Source organism: Vibrio sp. 03_296 (assembly GCF_002265885.1).
The window spans coordinates 30,014-56,333 of record NZ_NPKW01000140.1; the positions used below are offsets into that span (position 1 = coordinate 30,014).

The 26,320-nt window shown below is 46.4% G+C and carries 27 protein-coding genes; 18 read left to right on the forward strand and 9 right to left on the reverse strand.

The window, feature by feature from the left end:
- Nucleotides 1-8: 8 nt before the first annotated feature.
- Both CIK04_RS18065 and tsaA read right to left on the reverse strand, forming a co-directional pair.
- Entirely contained in the window at nt 9-1,724 is a 1,716-nt protein-coding gene (locus CIK04_RS18065; protein WP_017420214.1) for a proline--tRNA ligase, read from the reverse strand.
- A 91-nt stretch (nt 1,725-1,815) separates the two neighbouring features.
- Entirely contained in the window at nt 1,816-2,511 is a 696-nt protein-coding gene (tsaA, locus tag CIK04_RS18070) for a tRNA (N6-threonylcarbamoyladenosine(37)-N6)-methyltransferase TrmO (RefSeq protein ID WP_017420213.1), read from the reverse strand.
- A gap of 120 nt (nt 2,512-2,631) precedes the next feature.
- Between tsaA and CIK04_RS18075 the strand changes: the two genes are divergently transcribed.
- The 3 genes from CIK04_RS18075 to CIK04_RS18085 all read left to right on the forward strand — a co-directional run bounded on the left by CIK04_RS18075 (nt 2,632) and on the right by CIK04_RS18085 (nt 4,881).
- The gene (locus CIK04_RS18075) at nt 2,632-2,892 is read left to right on the forward strand and encodes a type B 50S ribosomal protein L31 (protein ID WP_017420212.1); all 261 of its coding nucleotides are present in this window, start codon (nt 2,632-2,634) and stop codon (nt 2,890-2,892) included.
- Between the two features lie 3 nt (nt 2,893-2,895).
- Nucleotides 2,896-3,021 carry a type B 50S ribosomal protein L36 gene (gene ykgO / locus CIK04_RS18080; protein WP_011150971.1) on the forward strand — a complete coding sequence of 42 codons (126 nt, stop codon included), beginning with the start codon at nt 2,896-2,898 and terminating at the stop codon, nt 3,019-3,021.
- A 273-nt stretch (nt 3,022-3,294) separates the two neighbouring features.
- The gene (locus CIK04_RS18085; RefSeq protein WP_017420211.1) at nt 3,295-4,881 is read left to right on the forward strand and encodes an AbgT family transporter; all 1,587 of its coding nucleotides are present in this window, start codon (nt 3,295-3,297) and stop codon (nt 4,879-4,881) included.
- 100 nt (nt 4,882-4,981) lie between these two features.
- Here CIK04_RS18085 and CIK04_RS18090 read toward each other — a convergent pair whose 3' ends face one another.
- Both CIK04_RS18090 and CIK04_RS18095 read right to left on the reverse strand, forming a co-directional pair.
- Entirely contained in the window at nt 4,982-5,425 is a 444-nt protein-coding gene (locus CIK04_RS18090) for a YaiI/YqxD family protein (RefSeq protein WP_017420210.1), read from the reverse strand.
- The gene (locus CIK04_RS18095; protein WP_011079754.1) at nt 5,422-5,715 is read right to left on the reverse strand and encodes a hypothetical protein; all 294 of its coding nucleotides are present in this window, start codon (nt 5,713-5,715) and stop codon (nt 5,422-5,424) included. Before CIK04_RS18095 ends, CIK04_RS18090 begins: the two co-directional genes overlap by 4 nt.
- Nucleotides 5,716-6,550: 835 nt before the next feature.
- Between CIK04_RS18095 and CIK04_RS18105 the strand changes: the two genes are divergently transcribed.
- Nucleotides 6,551-7,054, forward strand: coding sequence for a GNAT family N-acetyltransferase (locus CIK04_RS18105; RefSeq protein ID WP_017420207.1), 504 nt, complete (start codon nt 6,551-6,553; stop codon nt 7,052-7,054).
- On the opposite strand, the gene CIK04_RS18110 is transcribed toward CIK04_RS18105, so the two are convergent.
- A complete protein-coding gene (locus CIK04_RS18110) occupies nt 7,014-7,313 on the reverse strand; it encodes a DUF3301 domain-containing protein (protein WP_017420206.1) in 300 nt (99 codons plus the stop codon). The genes CIK04_RS18105 and CIK04_RS18110 overlap by 41 nt on opposite strands.
- Before the next feature lie 3 nt (nt 7,314-7,316).
- Nucleotides 7,317-8,354, reverse strand: coding sequence for a DUF3549 family protein (locus CIK04_RS18115; protein ID WP_097352146.1), 1,038 nt, complete (start codon nt 8,352-8,354; stop codon nt 7,317-7,319).
- A gap of 79 nt (nt 8,355-8,433) precedes the next feature.
- On the opposite strand from CIK04_RS18115, the gene CIK04_RS18120 reads away from it, so the two are divergent.
- Together CIK04_RS18120 and truC are read left to right on the forward strand one after the other, a co-directional pair.
- Nucleotides 8,434-8,748 (forward strand): YqcC family protein, encoded by a 315-nt coding sequence (locus CIK04_RS18120; protein ID WP_097352147.1) that lies wholly within the window; start codon nt 8,434-8,436, stop codon nt 8,746-8,748.
- Nucleotides 8,748-9,485, forward strand: coding sequence for a tRNA pseudouridine(65) synthase TruC (truC, locus tag CIK04_RS18125; RefSeq protein WP_097352148.1), 738 nt, complete (start codon nt 8,748-8,750; stop codon nt 9,483-9,485). The genes CIK04_RS18120 and truC overlap by 1 nt, the downstream gene beginning before the upstream one ends.
- A gap of 93 nt (nt 9,486-9,578) precedes the next feature.
- On the opposite strand, the gene CIK04_RS18130 is transcribed toward truC, so the two are convergent.
- The 3 genes from CIK04_RS18130 to map all read right to left on the reverse strand — a co-directional run bounded on the left by CIK04_RS18130 (nt 9,579) and on the right by map (nt 13,755).
- On the reverse strand, nt 9,579-9,962 hold the full coding sequence (locus CIK04_RS18130; RefSeq protein ID WP_011079759.1) for a DUF3461 family protein: 384 nt from the start codon (nt 9,960-9,962) through the stop codon (nt 9,579-9,581).
- Between the two features lie 183 nt (nt 9,963-10,145).
- Nucleotides 10,146-12,767 carry a bifunctional uridylyltransferase/uridylyl-removing protein GlnD gene (gene glnD / locus CIK04_RS18135; RefSeq protein WP_097352149.1) on the reverse strand — a complete coding sequence of 874 codons (2,622 nt, stop codon included), beginning with the start codon at nt 12,765-12,767 and terminating at the stop codon, nt 10,146-10,148.
- A gap of 109 nt (nt 12,768-12,876) precedes the next feature.
- Complete coding sequence (map, locus tag CIK04_RS18140) at nt 12,877-13,755, reverse strand: type I methionyl aminopeptidase (RefSeq protein ID WP_017419568.1); 879 nt, start codon at nt 13,753-13,755, stop codon at nt 12,877-12,879.
- Between the two features lie 373 nt (nt 13,756-14,128).
- Between map and rpsB the strand changes: the two genes are divergently transcribed.
- The 12 genes from rpsB (at nt 14,129) to fabZ (ending at nt 26,319) form a co-directional block, all read left to right on the forward strand.
- A complete protein-coding gene (gene rpsB, locus CIK04_RS18145; protein ID WP_011079762.1) occupies nt 14,129-14,857 on the forward strand; it encodes a 30S ribosomal protein S2 in 729 nt (242 codons plus the stop codon).
- Between the two features lie 130 nt (nt 14,858-14,987).
- Nucleotides 14,988-15,830 carry a translation elongation factor Ts gene (gene tsf / locus CIK04_RS18150; RefSeq protein ID WP_011079763.1) on the forward strand — a complete coding sequence of 281 codons (843 nt, stop codon included), beginning with the start codon at nt 14,988-14,990 and terminating at the stop codon, nt 15,828-15,830.
- 214 nt (nt 15,831-16,044) lie between these two features.
- A complete protein-coding gene (gene pyrH / locus CIK04_RS18155) occupies nt 16,045-16,770 on the forward strand; it encodes a UMP kinase (RefSeq protein ID WP_026050195.1) in 726 nt (241 codons plus the stop codon).
- A 91-nt stretch (nt 16,771-16,861) separates the two neighbouring features.
- Complete coding sequence (gene frr / locus CIK04_RS18160; RefSeq protein WP_011150962.1) at nt 16,862-17,419, forward strand: ribosome recycling factor; 558 nt, start codon at nt 16,862-16,864, stop codon at nt 17,417-17,419.
- 96 nt (nt 17,420-17,515) lie between these two features.
- Nucleotides 17,516-18,271 (forward strand): isoprenyl transferase, encoded by a 756-nt coding sequence (locus CIK04_RS18165; RefSeq protein ID WP_017419566.1) that lies wholly within the window; start codon nt 17,516-17,518, stop codon nt 18,269-18,271.
- A gap of 12 nt (nt 18,272-18,283) precedes the next feature.
- Nucleotides 18,284-19,126, forward strand: coding sequence for a phosphatidate cytidylyltransferase (locus CIK04_RS18170; RefSeq protein ID WP_026050194.1), 843 nt, complete (start codon nt 18,284-18,286; stop codon nt 19,124-19,126).
- Between the two features lie 58 nt (nt 19,127-19,184).
- Nucleotides 19,185-20,393 carry a 1-deoxy-D-xylulose-5-phosphate reductoisomerase gene (ispC, locus tag CIK04_RS18175; RefSeq protein ID WP_039469590.1) on the forward strand — a complete coding sequence of 403 codons (1,209 nt, stop codon included), beginning with the start codon at nt 19,185-19,187 and terminating at the stop codon, nt 20,391-20,393.
- The gene (rseP, locus tag CIK04_RS18180) at nt 20,390-21,748 is read left to right on the forward strand and encodes a sigma E protease regulator RseP (protein WP_094867497.1); all 1,359 of its coding nucleotides are present in this window, start codon (nt 20,390-20,392) and stop codon (nt 21,746-21,748) included. Before ispC ends, rseP begins: the two co-directional genes overlap by 4 nt.
- A gap of 45 nt (nt 21,749-21,793) precedes the next feature.
- Nucleotides 21,794-24,208 (forward strand): outer membrane protein assembly factor BamA, encoded by a 2,415-nt coding sequence (gene bamA, locus CIK04_RS18185; protein ID WP_097352150.1) that lies wholly within the window; start codon nt 21,794-21,796, stop codon nt 24,206-24,208.
- Between the two features lie 16 nt (nt 24,209-24,224).
- Nucleotides 24,225-24,734 carry an OmpH family outer membrane protein gene (locus CIK04_RS18190; RefSeq protein WP_013571265.1) on the forward strand — a complete coding sequence of 170 codons (510 nt, stop codon included), beginning with the start codon at nt 24,225-24,227 and terminating at the stop codon, nt 24,732-24,734.
- Nucleotides 24,735-24,742: 8 nt separating this feature from the next.
- Nucleotides 24,743-25,774: a UDP-3-O-(3-hydroxymyristoyl)glucosamine N-acyltransferase gene (lpxD, locus tag CIK04_RS18195; RefSeq protein WP_013571266.1), complete on the forward strand. Its 1,032-nt coding sequence runs from the start codon at nt 24,743-24,745 to the stop codon at nt 25,772-25,774.
- 92 nt (nt 25,775-25,866) lie between these two features.
- Nucleotides 25,867-26,319, forward strand: coding sequence for a 3-hydroxyacyl-ACP dehydratase FabZ (gene fabZ, locus CIK04_RS18200; RefSeq protein ID WP_011079773.1), 453 nt, complete (start codon nt 25,867-25,869; stop codon nt 26,317-26,319).
- The last annotated feature ends 1 nt before the right edge of the window (nt 26,320 follow it).

Sequence of the window (26,320 nt, forward strand, 5' to 3'; positions counted from 1 at the left end):
GCTCGGTGTTATTTCAGTTGCGCTTTGATGTGCTCAACGATATCAGCCATCGCGACAGGTGTTTTTTCACCAGAACGACGGTTCTTATACTCAAAGTGACCTTCGTCCATGCTGCGATCGCCAATCACGATAGTGTGAGGGATACCGATCAGTTCCATATCAGAGAACATGACGCCTGGGCGCTCTTTACGGTCATCGAACAGCACTTCGATACCCATCGCTGTCAGCTCAGCGTATAGTTTCTCTGCGGCTTCTTGAACGCGCTCAGACTTGTGCATGTTCATTGGTACGATAGCCACTTGGAAAGGCGCAAGTGCGTCTGGCCAAATGATGCCGTATTTGTCGTTGTTTTGTTCGATAGCCGCAGCAACAACGCGAGAAACACCGATACCGTAACAGCCCATCTCTAGGATCACGTTTTTACCGTTGGAATCGAGAACGCCACAGTTCATCGCTTCTGAGTACACATTACCGAGTTGGAAAATGTGACCCACTTCGATACCACGTTTCAGCATCAATGTGCCTTTTCCACATGGGCTTGGATCGCCTTCGACGACGTTACGTAGGTCAGCAACTTGGCCAAGCTCTACATCACGACCCCAGTTAATACCGAAGTAGTGTTTGCCATCGATATTTGCGCCTGCACCGAAATCGCTCATAACAGCAACCGAGCGGTCAACGATGAATGGTAGTTTAAGGCCAACAGGGCCAAGAGAACCTGCACCTGCACCAATCAGTTCACGCATCTCTTCTTCCGTTGCCATCTCTAAAGGCGTCGCCACTTCAGCTAGGTTTTCTGCCTTGATTTCGTTGAGTTCGTGGTCACCACGAATGATCAGTGCAACGATAGGCGCTTCAATTGCGTCCGACGCTTTAACGAATAGCGTTTTAACGGTTTTCTCGATTGGTAGATCGAATTGCTCAACCAGTTCAGCGATGGTTTTGGCGTTTGGCGTATCCACTAGCGTCATCTCTTGAGTTGGCGCTGCACGCTCAACCGCAGGAGCGACGGCTTCTGCTTTTTCGATGTTGGCTGCGTAATCTGATTCCGTTGAGAAGGCGATCAGGTCTTCACCACTTTCAGCCAGTACGTGGAACTCCTGAGAACCGTTACCACCGATCGCACCTGAGTCTGCGAGAACAGGGCGGTACTCAAGACCCATGCGGTCGAATGCTTTACAGTAAGCATCGTGCATTGCTTGGTAAGATTTTTCTAGACCAGCTTTGTCGATATCGAAGCTGTACGCATCCATCATGCAAAATTCACGTGCACGCATTACACCAAAACGTGGACGACGCTCATCGCGGAATTTGGTTTGGATTTGGTATAGGTTGATCGGTAGCTGTTTGTACGAGCTTACTTCGTTACGAACAAGCGCAGTGATCACTTCCTCTGCTGTTGGGCTGAGTACAAACGGACGAACATGGCGGTCAGTAAAGCGAAGAAGTTCCGGGCCCATTTTTTCAGAGCGGCCAGTCTCTTCCCATAGTTCAAACGGCTGCACAACGGGCATCAAGGTTTCAATTGCACCTGCATTGTCGATCTCTTGACGAACGATGTTTTCGACTTTACGCAGTACACGTAGACCAGTAGGCAGCCAGGTGTAAAGACCTGAAGCCAGCTTACGGATCATACCTGCACGTAGCATGAGCTGATGGCTCACTACTTCTGCGTCGTTTGGAGTCTCCTTCAGAGTAGAAAGAAGATATTTACTGGTACGCATTCTATGGTATCCGTTTCATCATGGTTTGAATAACCCCTCAAAAATGAGGGAACAAAATTAAGCTGACTATGATATCAGCCATTTGTGATTGTCAAAAGCGTTCGATGCGGCTAACCGTCACTATCTTATCTTGGATGACGAATTTGATGTTCAAATCGAACAAATTTACCGCATATTCTTTCTCATCCGGTTTGTTTTTCTTATAGGCAGGGCGAGGATCTTGTGCCAAGACTTGCTCTATGACCTGTTTTTCAAGTGGTCCATTTGGTCGTGTCGCCAATAGGGCGTCTGCTTCACTGGAGAAGATTACTGGTGAGCGCTCTGGTTCTGACTCTGCGTAGCCACCGATGGCATCGGGAATGCTGTCGGAATAGGGGATGTAAGGTTTGATATCAATGATGGGGGTGCCGTCGACTAAATCTACACTGCCAAGATCGAGATAGACCTGATCGCCTTGCTTGCTTATCCCTTTTATTTCCACCGCTGACATGCCAATGCCGTTGGGGCGAAACGTTGAACGGGTGGCAAATACGCCCATGCGCTCATTGCCACCTAGGCGAGGAGGGCGAACGGTGGGTTTCCAACCCGCGGCTAAGTTTTGATCAAACAAAAACAGCAACCAAACGTGGGAAAATTGCGCCAAACCTCTTACTGACTCGGGGGTATTGGCACTGCCCACCAGTTTTACCCGTGCCGTCGCAGCAGGGACTAAGCGAGGTTGTCTGGGTACCGCGAATTTCTCTTTATAGGGGCTCTCAATAAAGCCAATAGGATCAATGGAGTGCATAGTGAGTCAAATAAAAAACAACAGATGAGTTGAAAAATATCACAGTTTTCTCTTGCATTTCTTGTTGATAATAATTATTAACTAATACGTTATAACATAACAATTGTCGGAGAGAGAAAAATGAAACCAGGAATCCATCCTGAATATCGCAAAGTCGTGTTCCACGATACCAGTGTTGATCACTATTTTATTGTCGGTTCGACTTTGCAAACTGACCGCACCATCGAATGGGAAGATGGCCAAACCTACCCGTACTTCACCATTGAAGTCTCCTCGGAATCACATCCGTTTTACACCGGTAAGCAAAGAGTGGTGCAAAAAGAGGGTCGAGTGGCGAACTTCAATCGTCGTTTTGCTCAGTTTGGTTCGAAAGAAGGTTAAGAAATGAAAGTACTGAAGTCACTGAAGAGCGCAAAAGCGCGTCATCCAGATTGCCAGATCGTCAGACGACGTGGTCGCTTATACGTTATTTGCAAAAGTAATCCACGTTTTAAAGCGGTACAAAAATAAACGACGGTGCACGACATTGACTGGAATAGCCTTCAGAATTGAATGGTTATTTATATCGTATAGTGTTGGTTTGTTTGCTTATTTATAATTCCAGTTAATAACAATAAACTGGTTTATAAGGCCATATTTTAAACATTAATTGGTTAATAATATTGCTATCGGAAAAGTTTTGTAACATTTGTAATTTCGTTTTCCCTCTCTTGTCGAGTAACCTGCCCAGGCTTTTGACATTTTTGTCACAAATGCACAGGAAAAACTACAAGGAGGGAACGGATGAGTTCATCTGCTTCGATTAAGCAAACTTCACCTAAGAAACCGCTCTTTACGCGCTTTCTAGACACGGTTGAATATTTGGGGAACTTGTTACCCCACCCAATCACACTTTTCGCCATCTTCTGTTTGGCAATCTTAATTTCTTCTGGCATCGCGGGCTATTTTGAAGTCTCCGTTGTCGACCCTCGCCCTGAGGGTGCCAAGGGCCGAGCTGCTGACGGTATGATTCACGTTGTGAGCTTACTGAACGCAGACGGACTAGAGCTGATCGTGACCAATCTCGTTAAAAACTTTGTCGGCTTTGCTCCTTTAGGCACAGTACTGGTGGCCATGTTGGGTGTTGCGATTGCAGAACACTCCGGTCTACTTTCTGCGGCTATGCGTGGCATGGTGATGGGTGCGTCTAAACGCATGGTGACCGTCACGGTTGTCTTTGCAGGTATCATCTCGAACACCGCCTCTGAGCTTGGCTATGTGGTTCTGATCCCGCTTGCGGCAATGCTGTTCCACTCACTAGGTCGTCATCCTCTTGCGGGCTTGGCGGCTGCGTTTGCGGGTGTGTCTGGTGGTTACTCGGCAAACTTGTTGATCGGTACGGTGGATCCCCTGCTTTCAGGCATTACTGAAACGGCAGCAAAAATGATCGACCCTACTTACACGGTTGGTCCTGAAGTGAACTGGTACTTCATGTTCGCGTCAACCTTTGTCATTGCAGGTTTGGGTGCGTTTGTCACCGAAAAAATCGTTGAGCCTAAACTGGGTAAATACAACGTTGAGGAAGCTGCAGAAGATCTCTCAAACGATAAGATGGGCAGTCTCACTGACATTGAGAAGAAAGGTCTGAAACTGGCGGGCGTTGCGGTATTAGTCGTATCGGCATTACTTGCTTGGACGATTGTGCCAGCTGACGGTGTGTTGCGCTCTGACGCAGGCACGGTAGCGGGTTCCCCATTCCTTAAGAGCATTGTGGCGTTTATTTTTGTCTTCTTCGCAATCCCTGGTTTTGTTTACGGGAAAGTCGTTGGTACGATGAAGAATGACCGCGATGTGATTGATGCGATGTCAAAATCCATGTCATCAATGGGTATGTACATTGTGTTGGTGTTCTTTGCTGCTCAGTTTGTTGCTTTCTTTAAGTGGACTAACTTCGGTCAAGTTTTCGCAGTGGCGGGTGCTGATTTCCTACAGACCATTGGTCTTACTGGCCCGATGCTGTTCTTTGCCTTCATTCTTATGTGTGGCTTCATTAACTTGATGATTGGTTCTGCCTCTGCTCAGTGGGCGGTTACTGCACCGATCTTTGTTCCAATGTTGATGCTGGTGGGTTATGCGCCTGAAACGATTCAAGCGGCATACCGTATCGGTGATTCCGTAACGAACATCATCACGCCGATGATGAGCTACTTCGGTCTGATCCTTGCTGTTGCCACTCGCTACATGAAGAACATGGGTATCGGTACACTGATCTCTGTGATGCTGCCGTATTCTATCGTCTTTATGGTGGGTTGGAGCTTGTTGTTCTACGTATGGGTATTTGTGTTTGGTTTGCCAGTCGGCCCAGGCGCAGCAACCTACTACACGCCATAAGCCTTAACTCGACATCTCGACTCGAAAAAACAAAAGCCTGCGAATATCGCAGGCTTTTTGTATTGGATGAACCAAGGCGAGAGCTGAGCTTGATAACGAATTATCGCTTAGCCAAAATGCGATCCAAATGATTGGCAAATTCGCGGCGTTCGGTTTGCGAGAGAGCCGCAGGGCCGCCAGTTTGGATTCCACTTGAGCGCATGGTTTCCATAAAGTCACGAATGTTAAGGCGTGCTTTAATGGTGTCTTTAGTATACAACTCACCACGTGAACTTAAGGCAAGTCCGCCTTTGGTGATCACTTCATCGGCGAGCGGAATATCAGAAGTAATCACCAAATCGTTTGGTTCCACACGTTTGACGATCTCGTTATCCGCAATGTCGAAGCCGGCAGGCACTTGCAAACTGTGGATGTTGGGCCTTCTTGGTACTGGTACAACGTGATTCGCAACAAAGGTGCATTCGACACCGGTTCGCTCTGCTGCGCGGACAATGGTTTCTCGAATCACTTTTGGACAGGCGTCGGCATCAACCCATATCTTCATTGGTTTTTCTCTTTTAGCTGTGCTTCTAATGCATCGATACGAGCAGCCAACTTCAGGACGGTGGCTTCGAGTTGGGCAATACGTTCTGCATCTTGATTGGTTTGACTTGCCACTTCGATCTTCGGTACGCGCTGGGCGCTCTTCCAGCTTTTGATCGCGGCAATGATCGCAGGCATGGGGACCGATGTTTTTAATCGTGCTTTCACGAGCGCGACAGAGGGCTCTTTTCCTTGTTGCTGAAGCTGTTCAAGCACCGCTTCCAGCTCTTTGGTGACATCTTGAGTTAACATTTTTTCTTCCTGATAACGATATGTTTATCATGATACGTGGCACTAAGGTTTTTGGCGAATAGCAATTTCGGTAATCGCGTGTGAGAGATCTCTTACACAGCTTGTGCGAGAAAGCTAATTCATCGTAAGAGGAATGGATATTAAAAAACCCTAACTTAATGATTAATAAGGAATGTTAATGCGATGTAATGGTTTGCACAAGCGTTTTTCTTTGCCAGTGGATTGCTCCGTTCAAGAAAAAGAGTAAATTAAACCTTGTCGGAAGGATGCTGACACGGAACAGGAAACGCCAAGGATTTGGTTATCGTCAGGAAGACGATTTGGTTGCTCAGGATGAGGAATCAAGCAAGGAGCGAAGGACCTTGTAAGGAAACAATCATCAATAGGATGTTGATGACAAAGGAATGACGTGGACACCTCGAGGATTGAGGCAAGGACAGTATCAGGACGATACCAAGGACACCGCTCAAGGAACAAGTGATGTGCGCTAACAGGAATGGTTAGCTATCAGGAAGATTTAGGACACCGCTAGGAAGGCGATGTACGGATTCGCTGAAGGATTCAGCCACTATTAAGGATGATGCAGGGAGCATTATTAGTAGCCGGACTGCTGCGAGTAAGACCATAGCCCCGATACGAAAGTGTCGGGGCTTTTCTTATCGTCATCTCTTCACACTCTCTACCGTCAGAACGATATAACTATTTTATAAACAACGTTAAAAAACAATCTGGATCAATAACTCTTTGTTCAAGTTGGTTTAATTTTTCGGCTTCTCAATTGGGCGTAACGAATTTGCAACGCGCTAAATCGGTATCGCCATATCAAGGATAGAATGTGACCATAGTAACTCGAAGGACATTGCTCCTTCCTTACAATGAATCATTAAAGCTCGAATTCGTGATGCTAAATTGCTGTGCGAAGAATCGTGCGCAACTCAATGGTCCATACACGGTTGCCAATGCCAAGCTTCTGTTTGATAAAGTATTGAATGATAAAACGATCCATGCCAGAGCCGTATTGGATAACTACAATCGCGAATACATGGGGCATGTCTATATCGCGCATTTAGATAGTCAACCTGAACTGGAGTTCATGTTTGATAAATCGTACTGGGGTAAAGGGATCGCCAGCGAAACATTGAAGGCGTTTGTGCCCAAAGCGATGCATGAATTGCAGTTGGAGAGCTTAACGGCACACATCAAACCTCAGAACATCGCTGCAATCAAAGTGCTCACCAAGCTGGGCTTTTATGATGTTACCCAGCTTAGTCAGTGTAATGCGCTCGTGACAATGCGTTTTACATCCGATGAGGTGGCAGGAAAAAGTTCAGCGGCCTGAATCCGGTCATCATCAGTTGTCCTTGGTAGCAGTCGTCACCGAGTGCTGAAAATTCAAATAAATAGACAGTATGCCAACGCCAGCTTCCCTCTGGCGTTTTTAATTTGTGCCCGCCAAACGCAACACTAATGAGTTGTAACTCCAGTTGGTCGCATTTGCGTGCTATCGCAGCCTTGGCCAGTTCCGATTGGCGACGTTGTTGCCAAAAGAGAAAACAGAAGAAACACAATCCTAAAATGGCAAACAAATCACCGACCATGGTTTATCCTTTTGTAGCCTGTTGTAGATTTAAAAGTGCATTGGCCAGCTCTGGTGATGGGCTGGAGTGTAGCAGAGGCAGTAGCACCATTCTAAGCTGTGGAAGCATCACTAAGTCGGCAAACAGTTGATTGAACAGGTTTTGATTACCCGTTTGTGCCAAACGAACCAAAAAGAGCTGTGCGACCTCCGTTTCGGCCAACCAATGCCAAGCGCGACCTGCAATACCAATCAACACTTCCTGATGGCTCAATCTAGGGCTGGCTAGCAGTGTATTCAGCAAGGGTTTCACTTGTGCTTGTTCTGCGCCTGACAGCGCACGAATCAGCGCGGAGAGCAAAAACAGATCAGGGTGTGGCTTGGCGATTTCACTTTCAGTGAGCTCAATTAAGCGGGCCGTTAGCTTTTCAGGCAAGGTGACATGCTCTAAAGCTCCGAGCAGAGCATACAATGGCGTTGAAGGAAGGTGTGTCAGTGCTTTACGTATTAGCACGCCATTTTGCTCTTGATCCAATCGAGCACAGATGTCGGTAATGCCCTGCAAGCCAACGGTTTGCCAGTTCTCCCAACCCAATTTCCCTTGGAAATAGATTTGGGCGTGTTGGTAATATTGGCTGGTCGGTAACTGCAGTTGTGCGCGCACCAAGCTATGAAACACCGCCATTTTGTCTTCAGAAGGTTTAAACGTATAAGGATTATTCGCCAACTTTTGTTGCTGTTCCTCACTCATTTCTTGCGACAAACGCGTTCCCATCGCTTCTACGACAAACTTAATGAAGTTGCCGATGTCGGCTTGTTTCAATAGACCACGCTCATCGAGTTCAAATTTCAAAAACCAAATCCATGGTTGCTTTTGCTCATTCCAATACACAATCGCCAAATTGGCTTTACGTTGTAGAGGGTAGGGATAAGGCGCTGAGCCTTTTTCTATCTCGGCAAATTGCGCTTGGCTGATTGGATTGATACGACGGCCCAAATCATAAATAGCGTATTGGCAGTCGCTGGCGGTAAGGAGTTGACTGAGAGTGTGTATGGTATCCATGAAGCATGTTGTCCTAACTTTATTTCTTCAATAAATGGTATCATTCGCGGCTAATTCAAGGTTCGGAATGTAAAGATTAATGACAAACACCTCAACTTTGACGGGATTATTGCGACAACTTGAGTTGGAGCTGAAACGTTTTGGCTGGTGGGATGAAATACCCCCAGAGCCTGCCTTGTTGCAAAGCGAAATGCCTTTTGCAGTCGACACGTTATCGCCGCAACAATGGTTGCAGTGGATCTTCATCGCTCGCATGCAGCAGATGATGGCACAAGGGGCGTCACTGCCTAAGGGGTTTCTGCTCACCCCTTATTTTGAAGAAGCTTGGAAAGAACAGCGTGATACACAAACGTTGTTGAGTGTTTTGCGTACGATTGATGAGGTAAGCCAGTAATGCTGGAGATTGTGTATCAGGATGACTATTTTGTGGCCGTGAATAAACCGGCGGGCATGCTTGTGCATCGCAGTTGGCTGGATAAACATGAAACGCAATTTGTAATGCAAACATTGCGCGATCAAATTGGTCAGCATGTTTTTCCGCTTCATCGCCTGGATCGTCCAACCTCTGGGGTGCTGGTTTTTGCACTGTCCTCTGAAGTTGCATCTCAGGTTATGCCCATGTTTGCCGGACAGGAGATGAGCAAAACCTACCATGCGATTGTGCGCGGCTGGATAGAGGAAGAAGGAGAGCTAGACTACGCGTTGAAGGTCGAACTGGACAAGATTGCGGACAAGTTTGCTTCGCAAGAAAAGGAAGCACAAGACGCGATTACGTTCTACAAACCGCTTGCCAAAGTGGAAGTCCCTTATTCAACGGGCAAATTCCCAACGACCCGCTATGGGTTAATGGAGCTCAAGCCGAAAACTGGTCGTAAGCATCAACTTCGTCGCCATATGGCGCATCTTCGTCATCCGATCGTGGGGGATACCACCCATGGTGACGGCAAACACAATAAGCTGTTCCGTGAAGAGTTTGACGCGCCGAGATTGCTGCTGCACGCCTCTGAACTCAGATTTGTCCATCCGTATACGCAGCAAGAAGTGGTGATTCGAGCAGAGGTCGATAAAGTTTGGCAACAGCTGTTTGAACGTTTTGAGTGGCCGAGCACCTTGCTTACCGCAAGCCACTAACGCATTCATATTGGGTGAGCACAGTAAAAAGGGTTGATGTCCTATCAACCCTTTGTCATTTATGCAGTTTTAAACCAATGAGGCGAGCTTCGCTTATTTGAGTTTTTCGAGATCCGCTTCAATTTCGGCAATTTTGCTCGCCACCACTTTCTCAAGATGCTTCAGATCGGTGAGGATCTTTTGTTTGATATCCACATCTTCTTGTTTGGGGGGCTTGGTGATTTTATTGAGCTCATCAATGACTAAGGTGAGGTTGCGATTAATTTCCGTGACTTCTTTATATTGATGACTACCGCTATCAACCAGGACATTTTTGACTTGTCGTGGATACTTGAATTTCACGCTTTTGGCAAAAAACTCGCCTTTTTGCTTGTGGAAATAGATTTTTAATACGTCTTTGTGTGCTTCCTGACGGAGCGAGTAGCGTTCAATCTGGCTAGGATCATGAATACCCAGTCCAGTGAGGTGTGGATACATAAGCGACCTCTATTTAGGTATGACTGTTAAGATTCAATGTAGCAGTCAAATCATGTGGTAGATAGCTGATAATCCGACCAATTGACTAAGTTGTGCACGAGATCGCGCTCGGTATCCTTGGTGCAAAAATCCCTCAGCAGAGCATGCTGAGGGATTTATCAAAAGCAGAATTTTATGATGAGCTTAAGGGGCGAGTTCGGCGATGTTGTGAATCAGTTTTTCGCGTAACTGGACTTCTTGCTCTTCGCTGAGTCGTCCGCCATTCTCACTCGTCAGAATAAATAAGTCTTCCGCTCGTTCACCTATCGTGGTGATTTTTGCCCCATGTAAGTTGAATCCCATATCAGCGAAGGTCGCGCCTGTAATCGCAAGTAGCCCTGGAGTATCGAGCGCCACCAGTTCCATCAAGGTGCGTTTTTTACTCTTCGTGGGTAGGAAATCCACTTTGGTTTTCACTTTGAAATGTTGCAACTTATAAGGCGTGCGACGGGTTTTCACTTTGGTGGGGCGACCATCAGTTAGCACGTGCATCAGATGCTTGATGACCGCTTTGTGATTGTCGACGTCGATTGCTTGGCCGTGTTGGTCGAGTACCATAAAGGTATCCAGTACGTAACCGTCTTTGCTGCTCATGATCTGTGCGTCATGCACGTTAAAATTACGACGGTCTAGCTCTGCCACCACGGTGGCAAAGAGCGCATGTTGATCTTTGGTGTAGACAAAAACCTCGGTGCCGCCACGAGTGGCCTTTTTACTCATGAGCACTAAAGGCTGCTCAGGGTTGTCCATACGCAGAATATGTTCGCAATGCCAGGCGATCTGTTTATGAGTGTGGCGCAGGAAATAATCCGCTTTGAAACGTTGCCACAATACTTCGATTTCACGCGCGGTAAAGCCTTCTTTACGCAGCAAAGCCGAAGCGAGTTGTTGGTTGTGACGAATACGCTCACGCACGTCGACTGGATTTTCTAATCCACGTCGTAAGGCTCTTTGGGTGGAATAAAACAGCTCCGCTAGCAAGGTGCGTTTCCAACTGTTCCAAAGCTCTGGGTTGGTGGCACAAATGTCTGCGACGGTTAGGCAAACCAAGTATTCCAAACGTTCTTCATCGCGTACTTGTTTGGCAAACTCAGTGATCACCTCGGGGTCATAAATGTCGCGACGCTGAGCCGTGACCGACATCAGCAGATGGTGTCGCACCAGCCAAGAAACCAGTTTGGCTTCGGGCTTGGAAAGACCGTGTTCAATACAGAAATCGTACGCTTCCTTCTCGCCAATTTCTGAGTGATCGCCGCCACGTCCTTTGCCGATGTCATGAAAAATCGCGGCAAGAATCAATAACTCTTTCTTTTGCAGCCTTGGATAAAGCTCACAACAGATGGGGTGTTTGTCGTGATTCTTCGCATAACTAAAGGTGTTAATGTGATTGAGCAGTCGCACACTATGTTCATCCACGGTATAGACGTGGAAAAGGTCAAACTGCATCTGCCCGACAATCTGACTCCATTGAGGCAAATAAGCGGCGAGTACCCCAAGCTTATGCATTAAGCTAAAGGCTCGATGAAGTGCATTCGGGTGACGAACCAGCTCCATAAATTTTTCACGCGCTTCCGGAATGGTATGAAGAAATTTGTTCAAACGGCGGCGAGCGGTGCGCAATTGGCGTAGCGTTGGCGGGCTGACACTGTCGATGGTGGAATCGTTGGCGATGTGCAAAAACATATCAAGAATGGTTTCTGGACGTGCTTGGAACAATGCCGGTTTACGCGCCTCGATTAAACGGCCTCGGCGTTGAAAATCTTCATTGATGATGATCGCAGGCTCGGTTTCCCCGCCGTTAATGATGGCTTGGTCAAACAGCTTGAGCAGCATCTTATTGAGCTCCGCAACACGGCGTAGTGTGCGGTAGAACTCCTTCATCATCATTTCAATGCCGCGGTTTCCTTCACCTTTAAAGCCCAAATGTTCAGCGACCTGTATTTGATGGGCGAAGGTCAATCGATTGTCATAACGTTTTAGCTCGATGTGTAGCGCAAAACGCACTCGCCATAGAAAATCTTGGCATTCAACCAGTTCGCGATACTCGGCATCGGTCAGAAAACCATAGCGGCTCATTTCAAGCAGCGAAGTGGCACCAAAATGACGACGCGCTACCCAACTTAAGGTATGAATGTCGCGTAATCCACCCGGTGTCGATTTTATGTCGGGCTCCAAATTGTAAGTGGTATCGTGATAACGAGCATGGCGCTCGCGCTGCTCTTGAATCTTGGCACGGTAGAAGGTCTCACTGGGCCAGAAGGAGTCAGAGAGCACCACTTTTTTCAAATCTTGGAAGGTGTTTTCACTGCCGCACAACAATCGAGCTTCCTGCAGGTTAGTGGCGACGGTCAAATCTTCGCGGCCTATTGCTGCGCACTCTTCAACCGTACGGACAGCATGACCCACTTCTAAGCGCAAATCCCAAAGTAAAGTGATGAACTCGCTCAGTTTGGCCTCTAACTCGCTGGGTAGTTTGTGTTTAGAGAGCACCAGTATATCGATGTCGGATAGCGGGTGAAGCTCACCTCGGCCATATCCCCCTACCGCGACCAAGGAAATATTGTGAATTTCGCTAAACCCGTAGTAGCGCCAAAGACGGGTCAATAGCAGATCCATGTATTCCGCGCGTGAGAGCACTAAGTCTGTCACCGGATGATGGTTAAGAAACGCTTGTTTCTGCTCATTGGCAAAAAGATCGAGCTGTGATTTAAGTTGGGCAACCGTCAGTTGTTCGTCATTGAAGGTGAGTGGAGATTGAAAAGCCATAGTTTGCTATCCGTGCAATCGTTATCTGCTAAAGAATGTAACAGAGTTGCGACTGATAAAAAATATCCCCGCATAGGCGGGGATAGAAAAACGAAATGATCCGATGGGATTAGATATTCTTCATAAGGCGAGGGATGGATTCTTCACTGCGCAGAGTGAGCACTTCACAACCGTCTTTAGTGACGAGAATCGTGTGTTCCCACTGTGCTGAATTTTTACCGTCACCAGTGTAAACCGTCCAATCATCTTCAGCATCGACAGTACAACCGAATTTACCTGCATTGATCATCGGCTCGATAGTAAAACACATGCCTTCTTTTAACACACGACGATCGCTATTGCGGTAATGAACGACTTGAGGTTCTTCGTGGAACTCATCACCAATGCCGTGACCACAGAAATCTTTCACAATAGAGAACTTATTGCGTGGGTTGTTTTTATTATTGTCTTTGATGTATTTCTCGATCGCGGTACCAATATCACCCACGGTCGCACCCGGTTTGACTTGACGCATACCAATGTACAGGGCTTCTTGTGCCACCATGCATAGGCGTTTGTTGGCTGGAGAAACATCGCCAACGAGGAACATTTTTGATGTATCACCGTGGAAACCTTGAGGACGAAGCGAGAGATCGGCTTTCTCGTCATCAGGAATGATCACCGTGATATCAACGTTAACGATGTCGCCATTTTTCAAAATCGCAGGTTTCATTTGGCCGTTGCTGCCGATTTCATCTTTTGATGCTGGAATGCCGTGACAAACAATGTGGTTGATTGACGTGCAAATCGATTTAGGAAAACCGTGGTAATCCAATGGCGCAGAGTAAGCACCTTTTTCTAGAGCGTAATCGTGACAAATCTGATTCAGTTCATCCGTTGTCACCCCTTCCTTGATGTATGGCTCAATCATTTCCAGGATTTCTGCGGCCAGTTTACCGGCAATTCTCATGCGCTCAATTTGCTGAGTAGTTTTAATCTTAATTGACATTGGCTTTCTCTACTTAATTCGGGGGCACATCAGAGTGTGCTGATGCGGCATTCTAACAGGAAGAAATGAGAATGTGTATTTGTCTGAAAAACGAGAGCCTATCCAGGGCTATTTTTTATGGGTTGCATTCGTTTGGCTTCATGGCTAAATGCATTTTTTTTTGCCTTCAATGGGCAAAATATGGTATAAAGCGCGCCGGAAATGAGGACTGTTCTCTTCGTTAAGAGAAACTTAATGGCGAAGCAGGCTTCTTCCAAAAACACTTTTTCTTTAAATCACACACATTCCGACACATGTTCCGGGGTGCCCAGCGATTAGGCTAGGGTCGGATACATGGGGGATGTGGAGGCCTAACCCCATAGAGGATTTTAAAATGGCAACTGTATCAATGCGCGATATGCTGAAAGCGGGTGTACACTTCGGTCACCAAACTCGTTACTGGAACCCAAAAATGAAGCCATTCATCTTTGGCGCTCGTAACCGCGTTCACATCATCAACCTAGAAAAAACTGTACCAATGTTCAACGAAGCTCTAGCTGAGCTAGTTAAAGTTGGCGAGAAAAAAGGTAAAGTTCTTTTCGTAGGTACTAAGCGCGCTGCATCTGAAGCTGTTAAAGAAGCTGCAATCGCAAGCAACCAGTACTACGTAAACAACCGTTGGTTGGGTGGTATGCTGACTAACTACAAAACTGTTCGTCAGTCAATCAAACGTCTAAAAGAGCTTGAAGTTCAGTCTACTGACGGTACTTTCGACAAGCTTACTAAGAAAGAAGCTCTAATGCGCACTCGCGAAATGGAGAAGCTAGAGAAGTCTCTTGGTGGTATCAAAGATATGGGTGGTCTTCCAGACGCTCTATTCGTAATCGATGCTGATCACGAGCACATTGCTATCAAAGAAGCGAACAACCTGGGCATTCCAGTATTCGCAGTAGTTGATACAAACTCTAACCCAGACGGCGTTGATTACATCATCCCAGGTAACGATGACGCTATCCGCGCAGTTCAACTATACCTGAACGCTGCGGCATCTTCTCTAACTGAAGGCCGTAACAAAGACGTTGCAGCTGTAGCTGAGAAAGACGGTTTCGTAGAAGCTGAATAATCGCGGCTCTGTGTCACACTTAGTCCATGTGCAACCTGTTTGTCGCATAAACTAAGTTATAGTTAGCATCAGGGGCCGAAATACTGGCCCCTGATTTTTACCGTATCCAGAATTAACTGAGGAATAGAGAATGGCTGTTACTGCTGCTCTAGTAAAAGAACTGCGCGAACGTACTGGCGCAGGTATGATGGAATGTAAGAAGGCGCTTGTTGAAACTAACGGCGACGTTGAACTAGCAATTGAAAACATGCGTAAGTCTGGCGCAGCGAAAGCAGCTAAGAAAGCTGGTAACGTTGCAGCTGAAGGCGCAATCTTCATCAAAGAAGAAAACGGTGTTGCAGTTCTTCTTGAAGTAAACTGTCAGACTGACTTCGTTGCTAAAGACGGTAACTTTACTGCATTCGCTGGCAAAGTTGCAGCTGAAGCATTGGCATCTAAAGCGTCTATCGAAGAGCTACAAGCTAAATTCGAAGAAGAGCGTGTTGCTCTAGTTGCTAAGATCGGTGAAAACATCAACATCCGTCGCGTTCAGTTCGTTGAAGGTACTGCGCTAGCTTCTTACCGTCACGGTGAGAAAATCGGTGTTGTTGTTGCTGGTGAAGGTGATGCTGAAACTCTAAAACACATCGCAATGCACGTTGCGGCTTCTCGCCCAGAATACGTGAACCCAGAAGACGTACCAGCTGACGTTGTAGCGAAAGAGCGTGAAGTTCAAGTAGAAATCGCTATGAACGAAGGTAAGCCAAAAGAAATCGCAGAGAAAATGGTTGAAGGCCGCATGAAGAAATTCACTGGCGAAGTTTCTCTGACTGGTCAACCATTCGTAATGGAACCTAAGAAATCTGTTGCTGAAATCCTTAAAGAGCGTGGCGCTTCTGTTGTTACTTTCGTTCGCCTAGAAGTTGGTGAAGGTATCGAGAAAGCTGAAGGCCTAAGCTTCGCAGAAGAAGTTGCACTGGCTCAAAAAGGTTAATCCTTAGAGATTGTGCAAAGATTAGACCGTAGCCAAGGCTGCGGTCTTTTTACGAATAAGCGGTAAATTTTAGCCGTGATGAATTGGGATTGAACACTGACTTTTGTATTAGCCAGTGACGAAATGAGAGTGAGAAAGTCATTCCTCACCACGCTCTTCCCTAATCTCAATTCATGACTGTTAACCAACAACTCTCTTTTGTAAGGTGTACTCCATGACGACTAACCCTAAACCAGCGTATCAACGTATTCTGTTAAAACTGAGTGGCGAAGCTCTGCAAGGCTCAGAAGGTTTTGGTATTGATCCTACTGTACTTGACCGTATGGCTCAGGAAGTAAAAGAATTAGTAGAACTTGGTGTACAAGTCGGTGTGGTTATCGGTGGCGGTAACTTGTTCCGTGGTGCTGGTTTAGCGCAAGCAGGCATGAACCGTGTTGTGGGTGACCACATGGGGATGCTGGCAACGGTGATGAACGGCCTAGCGATGCGCGATGCGCTACACCGTGCTTACGTTAACGCTCGTGTGATGTCAGCTATCCCTTTAAAGGGTGTATGCGACGACTACAATTGGGCTGACGCCATTCGTGAACTTCGTCAAAGTCGAGTGGTTATCTTTGCTGCAGGTACTGGCAACCCATTCTTCACTACGGATTCTGCTGCTTGCCTACGTGGTATTGAGATTGAAGCGGATGTCGTTCTAAAAGCGACTAAAGTGGATGGCGTATTTACTGCTGACCCGGTAGCCAACCCAGACGCAGAGCTGTATGATAAGCTTTCTTACACCGATGTTCTTGAAAAAGAACTGAAAGTGATGGATTTGGCAGCATTTACATTGGCACGTGACCACAAAATGCCAATCCGCGTATTTAATATGAACAAGCCGGGTGCTTTGCGCCGCGTGGTGATGGGTGAAGCTGAAGGTACGCTAATTACCGCCTAAGCTGTTAATATGCCATTGCAGATAAAGCAATGGCGTAAACGAACCCCGAACAAGCTTTCTAGTAGAAAGACGACATTTTTAAGGTGAAACCGTGATTAACGATATTAAAAAAGACGCGCAAGAGCGCATGGAAAAAAGTGTTGAAGCGCTTAAAAACAGCCTGTCTAAAGTTCGTACTGGTCGTGCGCACCCAAGTCTGCTGTCTGGTATCTCTGTAGATTACTACGGCGCAGCAACGCCGTTAACTCAAGTGGCGAACGTAATTGCGGAAGATGCGCGTACACTGGCTATCACTGTTTTTGATAAAGAGCTAACTCAGAAAGTTGAAAAAGCGATCATGATGTCTGACCTTGGTCTAAACCCAATGTCTGCAGGCACTGTTATTCGCGTTCCACTTCCACCGCTAACAGAAGAACGTCGTAAAGACCTAGTTAAAATCGTTCGTGGTGAAGCTGAAGGTGGTCGTGTCGCAGTTCGTAACATCCGTCGCGACGCAAACAGCGATCTTAAAGCGCTACTGAAAGAAAAAGAAATTTCAGAAGATGAAGATCGTAAAGCGCAAGACGAAATTCAAAAACTTACTGATGCTGCAGTGAAGAAGATCGACGACGTTCTTGCGGCAAAAGAAAAAGAGTTGATGGAAGTTTAATATTTCCATTCACATCACTGTTGGAAAACGCTGTGTTCGCAGCACAGCGTTTTTTTGTGTTACTCTATCCAACTGATGGAACTCAGTTAACTCTTTATGCAAAATTCTCAACTCTTCACCGAATCTCTTCCTAAGCATATTGCCATTATTATGGACGGCAATGGTCGCTGGGCTAAATCTAAGGGTCAACCTCGCGTCTTCGGACATAAAAAAGGGGTTAGCGCCGTTCGTAAAACCATCGCAGCTGCATCGAAACTGAATATCCAAGCCATTACGTTGTTTGCTTTTAGTAGTGAAAACTGGCGTCGTCCTGAAGAGGAAGTCGGATTGTTGATGGAACTGTTCATCACCGTACTGTCTAGCGAAGTGAAGAAATTACATAAGAACAACCTGCGTTTACGCATCATCGGTGATACCTCACGTTTTAGCGAACGTTTGCAAAAAAAGATTGTAGAAGCACAAGAGCTAACAGCAAGTAACACAGGTATGGTGATTAATGTTGCTGCTAACTACGGTGGCAAATGGGATATCACTCAGGCCGTACAAAAAGTGGCGCAGCAAGTGGCACTTGGTGAGTTGTCGGCTGAGGGCATTACGGAAAACGACATTGCTAAGCATCTGACCATGTCAGATCTGCCAGAAGTGGACCTGCTCATTCGCACAAGTGGAGAATGCCGCATTAGTAATTTTATGTTGTGGCAAATGGCTTATGCTGAAATGTACTTTACGCCCGTATTTTGGCCTGATTTTGGTGAAGAAAGCCTGATTGAGGCGATCACATGGTTTGTAAATCGCGAGCGCCGTTTTGGTTGTACTGGCGAGCAAATCAAGGCCCTGATGAGTGCTCAATAAGGATCAATGAGTTTGAAACAAAGAATAATTACTGCACTAATTCTTGCACCTTTGGTAATTCTGGGGATTTTTGAATTATCTCTACCACTTTTTATCGCAGCGCTGACCGCCGTGACTTTTTTGGGTTTTTGGGAGTGGACTCAATTTGTTGAGGCAAAGTCTCGTATCAAAGCCATGCTGCCAGCGGTTGTTGTGACGATCGGCAGTTTTTTCTGGATTGAAGCTGATTCTGCCAGTCTGAACCAAATTGGCCTGCCGCACTATCTTATGCTAGCTGCAGGCAGTATCTGGTGGCTCTATGCCAGTGCTTTGGCCATCACTTATCCTAAATCCACACAGAGTTGGCAAGGTCACAAATCTCTACGTCACCTTTTTGGCTTGCTTACCCTTATCCCTTTTATGTGGAGCGTGATTTTATTACGCGCCGTTGATATTGAAAGTGCCCCTTATTTTGGTGCAAAACTGGTGATGTTTGTGTGTCTCTTGGTTTGGGCTGCAGACAGCGGTGCCTATTTCGCTGGTAAAACGTTGGGTAAGCGTAAAATGGCACCTAAAGTGAGTCCAAATAAAACCATTGAAGGCCTTATTGGTGGTGTAATTACTGCCATTGTTGTTGGTTGGTTCTTCTCTGGTTGGTTTGACATTCCATTCTCTAGTCCACTACACATGGTTTTGATTACGCTTGCCACCGTGGTTATTTCGGTGCTTGGAGACCTTGTCGAAAGTATGTTTAAGCGAGAGTCGGGCATCAAAGACAGCAGTAATATCATTCCTGGTCATGGCGGTATCCTTGACCGAATCGATAGCCTTACTGCCGCATTTCCGATTTTTGCTCTTCTTTATTTCTTGTTCTGATATTTATAAGGGGAGATGATGCCGTTTCCCCTTTTGTTTCTCTATTCGGTCAACAGTTATGCAAAAGCTAACGATTCTAGGTGCAACAGGCTCAATTGGTGCAAGCACTCTAAAAGTCATTGAACAAAACCCAGATAAGTTTTCTGTGGTTGCCTTGGCTGCAGATTCAAATGTGGAGAAAATGCAGCAACTTTGCCAACGATGGCAGCCGGAATACGCTGTTATGGCCAATAAAGAAGCTGCGCTGCGTCTTAAAATGGCGCTTGCCGTCTTGGCTCCCAACACACAAGTTCTTGGCGGACAAGAGGCACTTTGCTATGTCGCTACGCTTGAGCAGGTAGACAGCGTGATGGCCGCGATTGTTGGCGCGGCAGGTCTAGTCCCTACCATGGCGGCAGTCAAAGCAGGCAAACGAATTTTGCTGGCGAATAAAGAAGCCTTAGTCATGTCTGGGCAGCTGTTTATTGATGAAGTCGAAAAATCAGGCGCTCAGTTGTTGCCTGTGGATAGTGAACATAACGCCATTTTTCAATGTTTACCTCAAACCGTTCAGGGCAACCTTGGTCGCTGTGACTTAGCGTCTCAAGGGGTGAGTCATATTTTATTGACAGGGTCTGGCGGGCCGTTTCGTTACACTGATGTGGCCGAATTAGAAGCCGTGACACCAGAGCAGGCGATTGCGCATCCTAACTGGTCGATGGGGCCAAAAATTTCGGTTGATTCTGCGACAATGATGAATAAAGGCTTAGAGTATATCGAAGCCAAATGGTTATTTAATGCCAGCAGAGATCAGCTTAAAGTGATCATTCATCCCCAGTCAGTGATCCATTCGATGGTGCAATATCTCGATGGCTCGGTGTTGGCTCAGATGGGCGAGCCAGATATGGCGACGCCGATAGCGTTAACCCTCTCTTACCCCGAACGCGTTAAAGCAGGTGTGAAACCGTTGGATTTCACGCAAATTGGCGAACTCACTTTCCTACAACCTGACTTCGAACGTTACCCGTGTTTGGCACTAGCGATTGAGGCGTGTTACTTAGGTCAGCATGCAACAACGACGCTCAATGCAGCCAATGAAGTGGCGGTGGCGGCATTTCTTGCTCGCCAAATTAAATTTACAGATATCGCTCGGGTGAATGACTCAGTTTTAAACCAAGTATGTAAACAGTCGTTAGCATCCGGCCTAGATAGCTTGGAAAGCTTATTAGAGCTCGATAGAATGGCAAGAACATTAGCCGATGAAGTTGTTAGAGAGCGTGCACAATGACAGATATCTTGTGGAACCTAGTCTCCTTTATCGTTGCGCTGGGCATTTTGGTGGCCGTGCACGAGTTTGGCCACTTTTGGGTCGCACGCCGCTGTGGCGTGAAAGTAGAGAAGTTTTCAATTGGCTTCGGTAAATCCATTTGGAGTAAGGTCGGCCAAGACGGCACCGAGTACAGTATTTCCGTGATTCCTTTAGGGGGCTACGTCAAAATGCTGGATGGACGCGTTGATGAACTCAATGACGATGACCGTCAATATGCTTTTGATAGCAAACCGTTATGGAAGCGTACTTCCATCGTAGCTGCAGGGCCGATATTTAACTTCTTGTTTGCGATTTTTGCCTACTGGTTGGTCTTTCTCATCGGTATACCAGCCGTCAAACCTGTGATTGGCTCTGTGACCTCAAACTCTATTGTCGCTGAAGCGGGAATTGAAACCGGAATGGAACTAAAAGCCATTTCAGGTATCAAAACTCCCGATTGGGAATCGGTCAACATGCAGTTGATTTCTCATATTGGTGATGCTCAGATGGCGGTTACGGTAGCGCCTTCCGAGGAAATAGGCTCCGAACGCACGGTGATGTTGGATATTTCCAATTGGAAGTTTGACCCTGAAAAAGAGTCAGCGATGTTGTCACTCGGTTTTCGTCCTTTTTCACCCGAAATTTTCACGCGTTTAGCCAATGTTTCTCAGGGCGGCGCAGGAGAAAAAGCGGGCTTAGTGAACGGTGACCGATTAGTGTCCATCGATCAACAACCAATTGAACAGTGGGATGATGTTGTAGAGTGGATTCGTTCGAATCCTTCTAAATCGTTGTCCGTTGAAGTTGAGCGTGCTGGGCAGAGGCAAGTGCTCACATTAACACCAGACAGCCGTTCTTTGTCTGATGGTAGTGTGATCGGTTTTGCAGGTATTGCTCCAGAAGTCGCAGAATGGCCGGAAAGTTATCGCTTCGATCTCCAATTTGGTGTATTCGAATCTGTAGCCAAAGCCGTTGAGAAAACTGGGCAAGTTATCGATCTGACCATTAGCATGCTGAAGAAGCTGATAACTGGTGATGTGGGTTTAAATAACCTAAGCGGGCCGATCTCTATTGCCAAAGGCGCAGGTGCCACAGCAGACTATGGTTTAGTCTACTTTCTTGGCTTTCTTGCCCTTATCAGTATCAACTTAGGGATAATTAACTTAGTGCCACTTCCAATGTTAGATGGTGGACATCTGTTGTTTTTTGCCATTGAGGCAGTCATCCGACGCCCAGTGCCTGAGAAAATTCAGGAAATGGGATACCGCATCGGCGGTGCAGTGATTTTTTCACTGATGGCGTTGGCATTATTTAATGATTTTACTCGTCTGTGATGGTTCAGAGACAAAGAGCAGTAGCAAGGAATAATTAAAACAATTATGGCGATCAAGCAGATTCTGTTCGCAACATTATTGGCAACCAGCGTGTCCGCAAACGGAGCCCAAAACTTTGTTGTACAAGACATTAAAATTGAAGGACTACAGCGTGTAGCACTCGGTGCTGCATTGCTTAAAATGCCCGTCCGCGTGGGTGATACGGTTGAACAAAAAGACGTATCGGCAATCATTAAGGCGTTATACGCATCAGGTAACTTTGAGGATGTCAAAGTTCTCCGTGATGGCGATGTGCTGATAGTGCAAGTGAAAGAGCGACCAACGATCGCGAGTATTTCGTTTTCTGGTAACAAAGCGATCAAAGAAGAACAGCTTCAACAGAACCTTGATGCTTCAGGTATCCGTGAGGGCGAGGCGCTTGATCGAACGACCATCAGCAATATTGAGAAAGGTCTCGAAGATTTCTATTACAGCGTGGGCAAATACAACGCAACAGTAAAAGCGGTTGTGACGCCATTGCCACGTAATCGTGCCGATTTAAAATTTGTCTTCACTGAAGGCGTATCTGCCAAAATTCAGCAAATCAACTTTATCGGCAATACCGTTTACTCTGATGAGGAGCTACTTTCTCGTTTTAACTTGAACGTGGATGTGCCTTGGTGGAACTTCCTTGCTGACGAGAAGTACCAGAAACAAGTACTGTCTGGTGATATTGAAGCGTTGCGCTCTTTCTACCTTGACCGAGGTTACTTAAAGTTCAATGTGGAATCGACTCAAGTGGCTATTTCACCGGACAAGAAGGGTGTTTATATCACTCTCGTGCTGGATGAGGGCGAACCGTATAGCGTCAAAGAGGTTAACTTCCGCGGTGAACTGATTGGCAAAGAGGAAGAGTTTAAGGCTCTCGTGCCTTTCGAAGCGGGTGAAACGTATAACGGTTCTGCCGTCACTACGCTTGAAGAAAACATCAAACGTGTATTGGGTGAAGCAGGTTACGCTTACCCTAAAGTGAGCACGATTCCTGAATTTGACGATGAGAACAAACAAGTTTCACTGGTTGTTCACGTTGAAGCTGGTAACCGTATCTATGTTCGTGATATCCGCTTTACCGGTAACAACTCAACACGTGATGAAGTGTTGCGTCGTGAAATGCGTCAAATGGAAGGTAGCTGGCTGAACTCAAAAGCAATTGAAACGGGTAAAACGCGTTTGAATCGTCTCGGTTTCTTTGAAACGGTGGATGTGCAAACCGTTCGTGTACCGGGCAGCGAAGACCAAGTAGATCTTGTTTACAACGTAAAAGAAGCAAACTCAGGTAGCGTGAACTTTGGTATTGGTTACGGTACTGAATCGGGCGTGAGCTTCCAGGTTGGTTTGCAGCAAGACAACTTCTTGGGTAGCGGAAACCGCGTTGGTATCAGCGCGATGATGAACGATTACCAAAAGAACGTGAGCTTAGATTATCGTGACCCATACTGGAACCTCGATGGTGTGAGCTTAGGCGGTAAGATCTTCTACAACGAGTTTGAAGCATCTGAAGCGGGCATTGTTGACTATACCAATGAAAGTTATGGGGCCAACTTGACATGGGGCTTCCCCTTCGATGAGTTGAACCGTTTCGAAATTGGTGTGGGTTATACCCACAACAAGATCGGTAACTTGTCACCTTACTTACAGGTAGAACAATTCCTACAAGCACAAGCGTCGAATATTGACTCTGATGGGGCTTTAAACACCAATGACTTTGATGTCACACTGTCGTGGACGCGTAACAACCTGAACCGTGGTTACTTCCCAACCGCAGGTAACCATCAGCGTGCATTTTACAAGATGACCGTACCTGGCTCTGACGTTCAGTACTTCAAAATGCAGTACGATGTGAGACAGTATGTTCCGTTAACGAAGAAACATGAGTTCACTTTGTTGTTCCGTGGTCGCTTGGGTTACGGTAATGGTTATGGTCAAACGGATGGCAATGACAACTTGTTCCCATTCTATGAAAACTATTACGCAGGCGGTTTTACCACCTTACGTGGCTTCGGTTCGAACTCAGCAGGCCCGAAAGCGGTTTATCGTGACTACAGTGGTTCAAATAACGGTTCGGATACCGCAACGGATGATTCAGTGGGTGGTAATGCCATTGCACTGGCCAGTATTGAGTTGATCGTTCCAACCCCATTTGCGTCTGATGAAGCGCGTAGCCAAATCCGTACCAGTATTTTCTATGATATGGCGAGCGTTTGGGATACGGAATTTGACTACCGTAAATCCGGTGCCGATTACGGCAATCAGTACTACTACGATTACTCCGATCCAACCAATTACCGTTCTTCTTACGGTGTGGCGTTGCAATGGATGTCGCCGATGGGGCCTTTGGTCTTCTCGTTAGCGAAACCTATTAATATTTACGAAGGTGACGACGAAGAATTCTTCACTTTCACAATCGGCAGAACCTTCTAAAACAGAGGAAATGATTTTGAACAAAATGATCAAAGCGGCTGGTGTTGGCCTTCTAGTACTAAGTTCTTCTATGTTTGCAACAGCAGCTGAAGCTGCGCAGAAAGTTGCTTACATCAACACAGCGCAAGTTTTCCAAGCATTGCCACAGCGTGAAGTGGTATTGCAGAAAATGCAGGAAGAGTTCAAAGACAAAGCCGCTGAACTGCAAGCGATTCAGGCGGAAGCTAAGACTAAGATCGAAAAGCTAAAACGCGATGGCGAGCTTTTAGGTCAAGAAGAGGTTGAAAAACTGCGCATCGAGATTGGTCAGCTAGACAGCAAGTACAAGATCAAAGCTCAAGCACTAGAGCAAGCGAGCGCGCGTCGCGAAGCGGAAGAGAAACAAAAACTGTTTAAAGTGATTCAAGATGCCGTCAAAGTGGTTGCAGAGAAAGAAGGCTACGACATGGTCATCGACATCACTGCACTACAATATGGTAAGCCTGAGTACAATATCTCTGAGAAAGTGATTAAATCAATTAAATAATTATTCTTATGATGACACTGACATTAGCTGAATTAGCAAAAATTACCGGGGGAGAGTTGCACGGAGATGAAACGGTTTGCGTTTCGCGTGTGGCTCCAATGGATAAAGCGGGTGAAGGAGACGTCACGTTTCTTTCTAATCCAAAATACGCAGTACATTTAGCCGAGTGTAAGGCGACGGTTGTGATGCTCAAGGCAGATCAACGTAAGCATTGTTCTGGTCACGTTCTTGTGGTCGACGACCCTTATGTTGCTTTTGCTAAAGTCGCGCAAGCCTTAGACACCACACCAAAACCGGCGGATGGCATTGCGTCGTCGGCAGTAATTGCTGCTGACGCGGTATTGGGTGAGAACGTTTCTATCGGCGCAAATGCAGTGATCGAAACAGGAGTGACGCTTGGCGATAACGTCGTCATCGGCGCGGGTTGCTTTATCGGTAAAAATGCCACAATAGGTCAAAATACCAAGTTGTGGGCTAATGTCACCATCTACCATCAAGTTCAAATTGGTGCGGACTGTTTAATCCAAGCGGGCACCGTGATTGGTTCGGATGGTTTTGGTTATGCAAATGACCGTGGCGAGTGGATTAAAATCCCACAGTTGGGTTCCGTGCGTATCGGAAACCGTGTGGAGATTGGAGCATGTACCACCATCGACCGCGGTGCGCTTGATGATACGATCATTGAAGATAACGTGGTGTTGGATAACCAACTGCAAATCGCACACAACGTGCACATCGGATATGGTACCGTGATGCCTGGTGGTACAGTAGTCGCCGGCAGTACTACCATTGGTAAGTATTGCGCGATTGGTGGAGCATCGGTGATCAACGGTCACATTACCATTGCTGACGGTGTCAATATCACTGGTATGGGCATGGTGATGCGCAGCATCGAAGAAAAAGGTGTCTATTCTTCAGGTATTCCGTTGCAAACCAATAAAGAGTGGCGTAAAACCGCAGCTCGCGTCCATCGCATTGAAGAAATGAATAAGCGTTTGAAGGCGATTGAGAAAATCGTCGAGCAGAAAAAGGAAGATTAATTCCAATTTCTTGCAAAAGGCTCGCCAACAGCGAGTCTTTTTCTTCTATAATGACGCGCTATATTTCCAAGAATTAATATAGGAATAAGACTTTGACTACTGAAAAGAAAACGATGAATATCTCTGAAATTCAAGAGCTACTTCCTCATCGCTACCCATTCTTGCTGATCGACCGTGTCGTAGATTTCCAAGAAGAAAAATATCTTCATGCGATTAAAAATGTGTCGGTTAACGAGCCTCAGTTTACAGGTCATTTCCCGCAACTTCCGGTCTTCCCTGGTGTTCTGATTCTTGAAGCCATGGCTCAGGCAACCGGTTTATTGGCATTTAAATCGTTTGGTGCTCCTTCTGAGAACGAGCTGTATTACTTCGCCAGCGTTGATGGTGCTAAGTTCCGTAAACCAGTTGTACCCGGTGACCAACTTATCATCGAAGTCGAATTCATTAAAGAGCGTCGCGGTATTGCCGCTTTCACCGGTGTGGCGAAAGTGGATGGTGACGTTGTTTGTTCTGCTGAACTGAAATGTGCTCGTAGAGAGTTTTAAT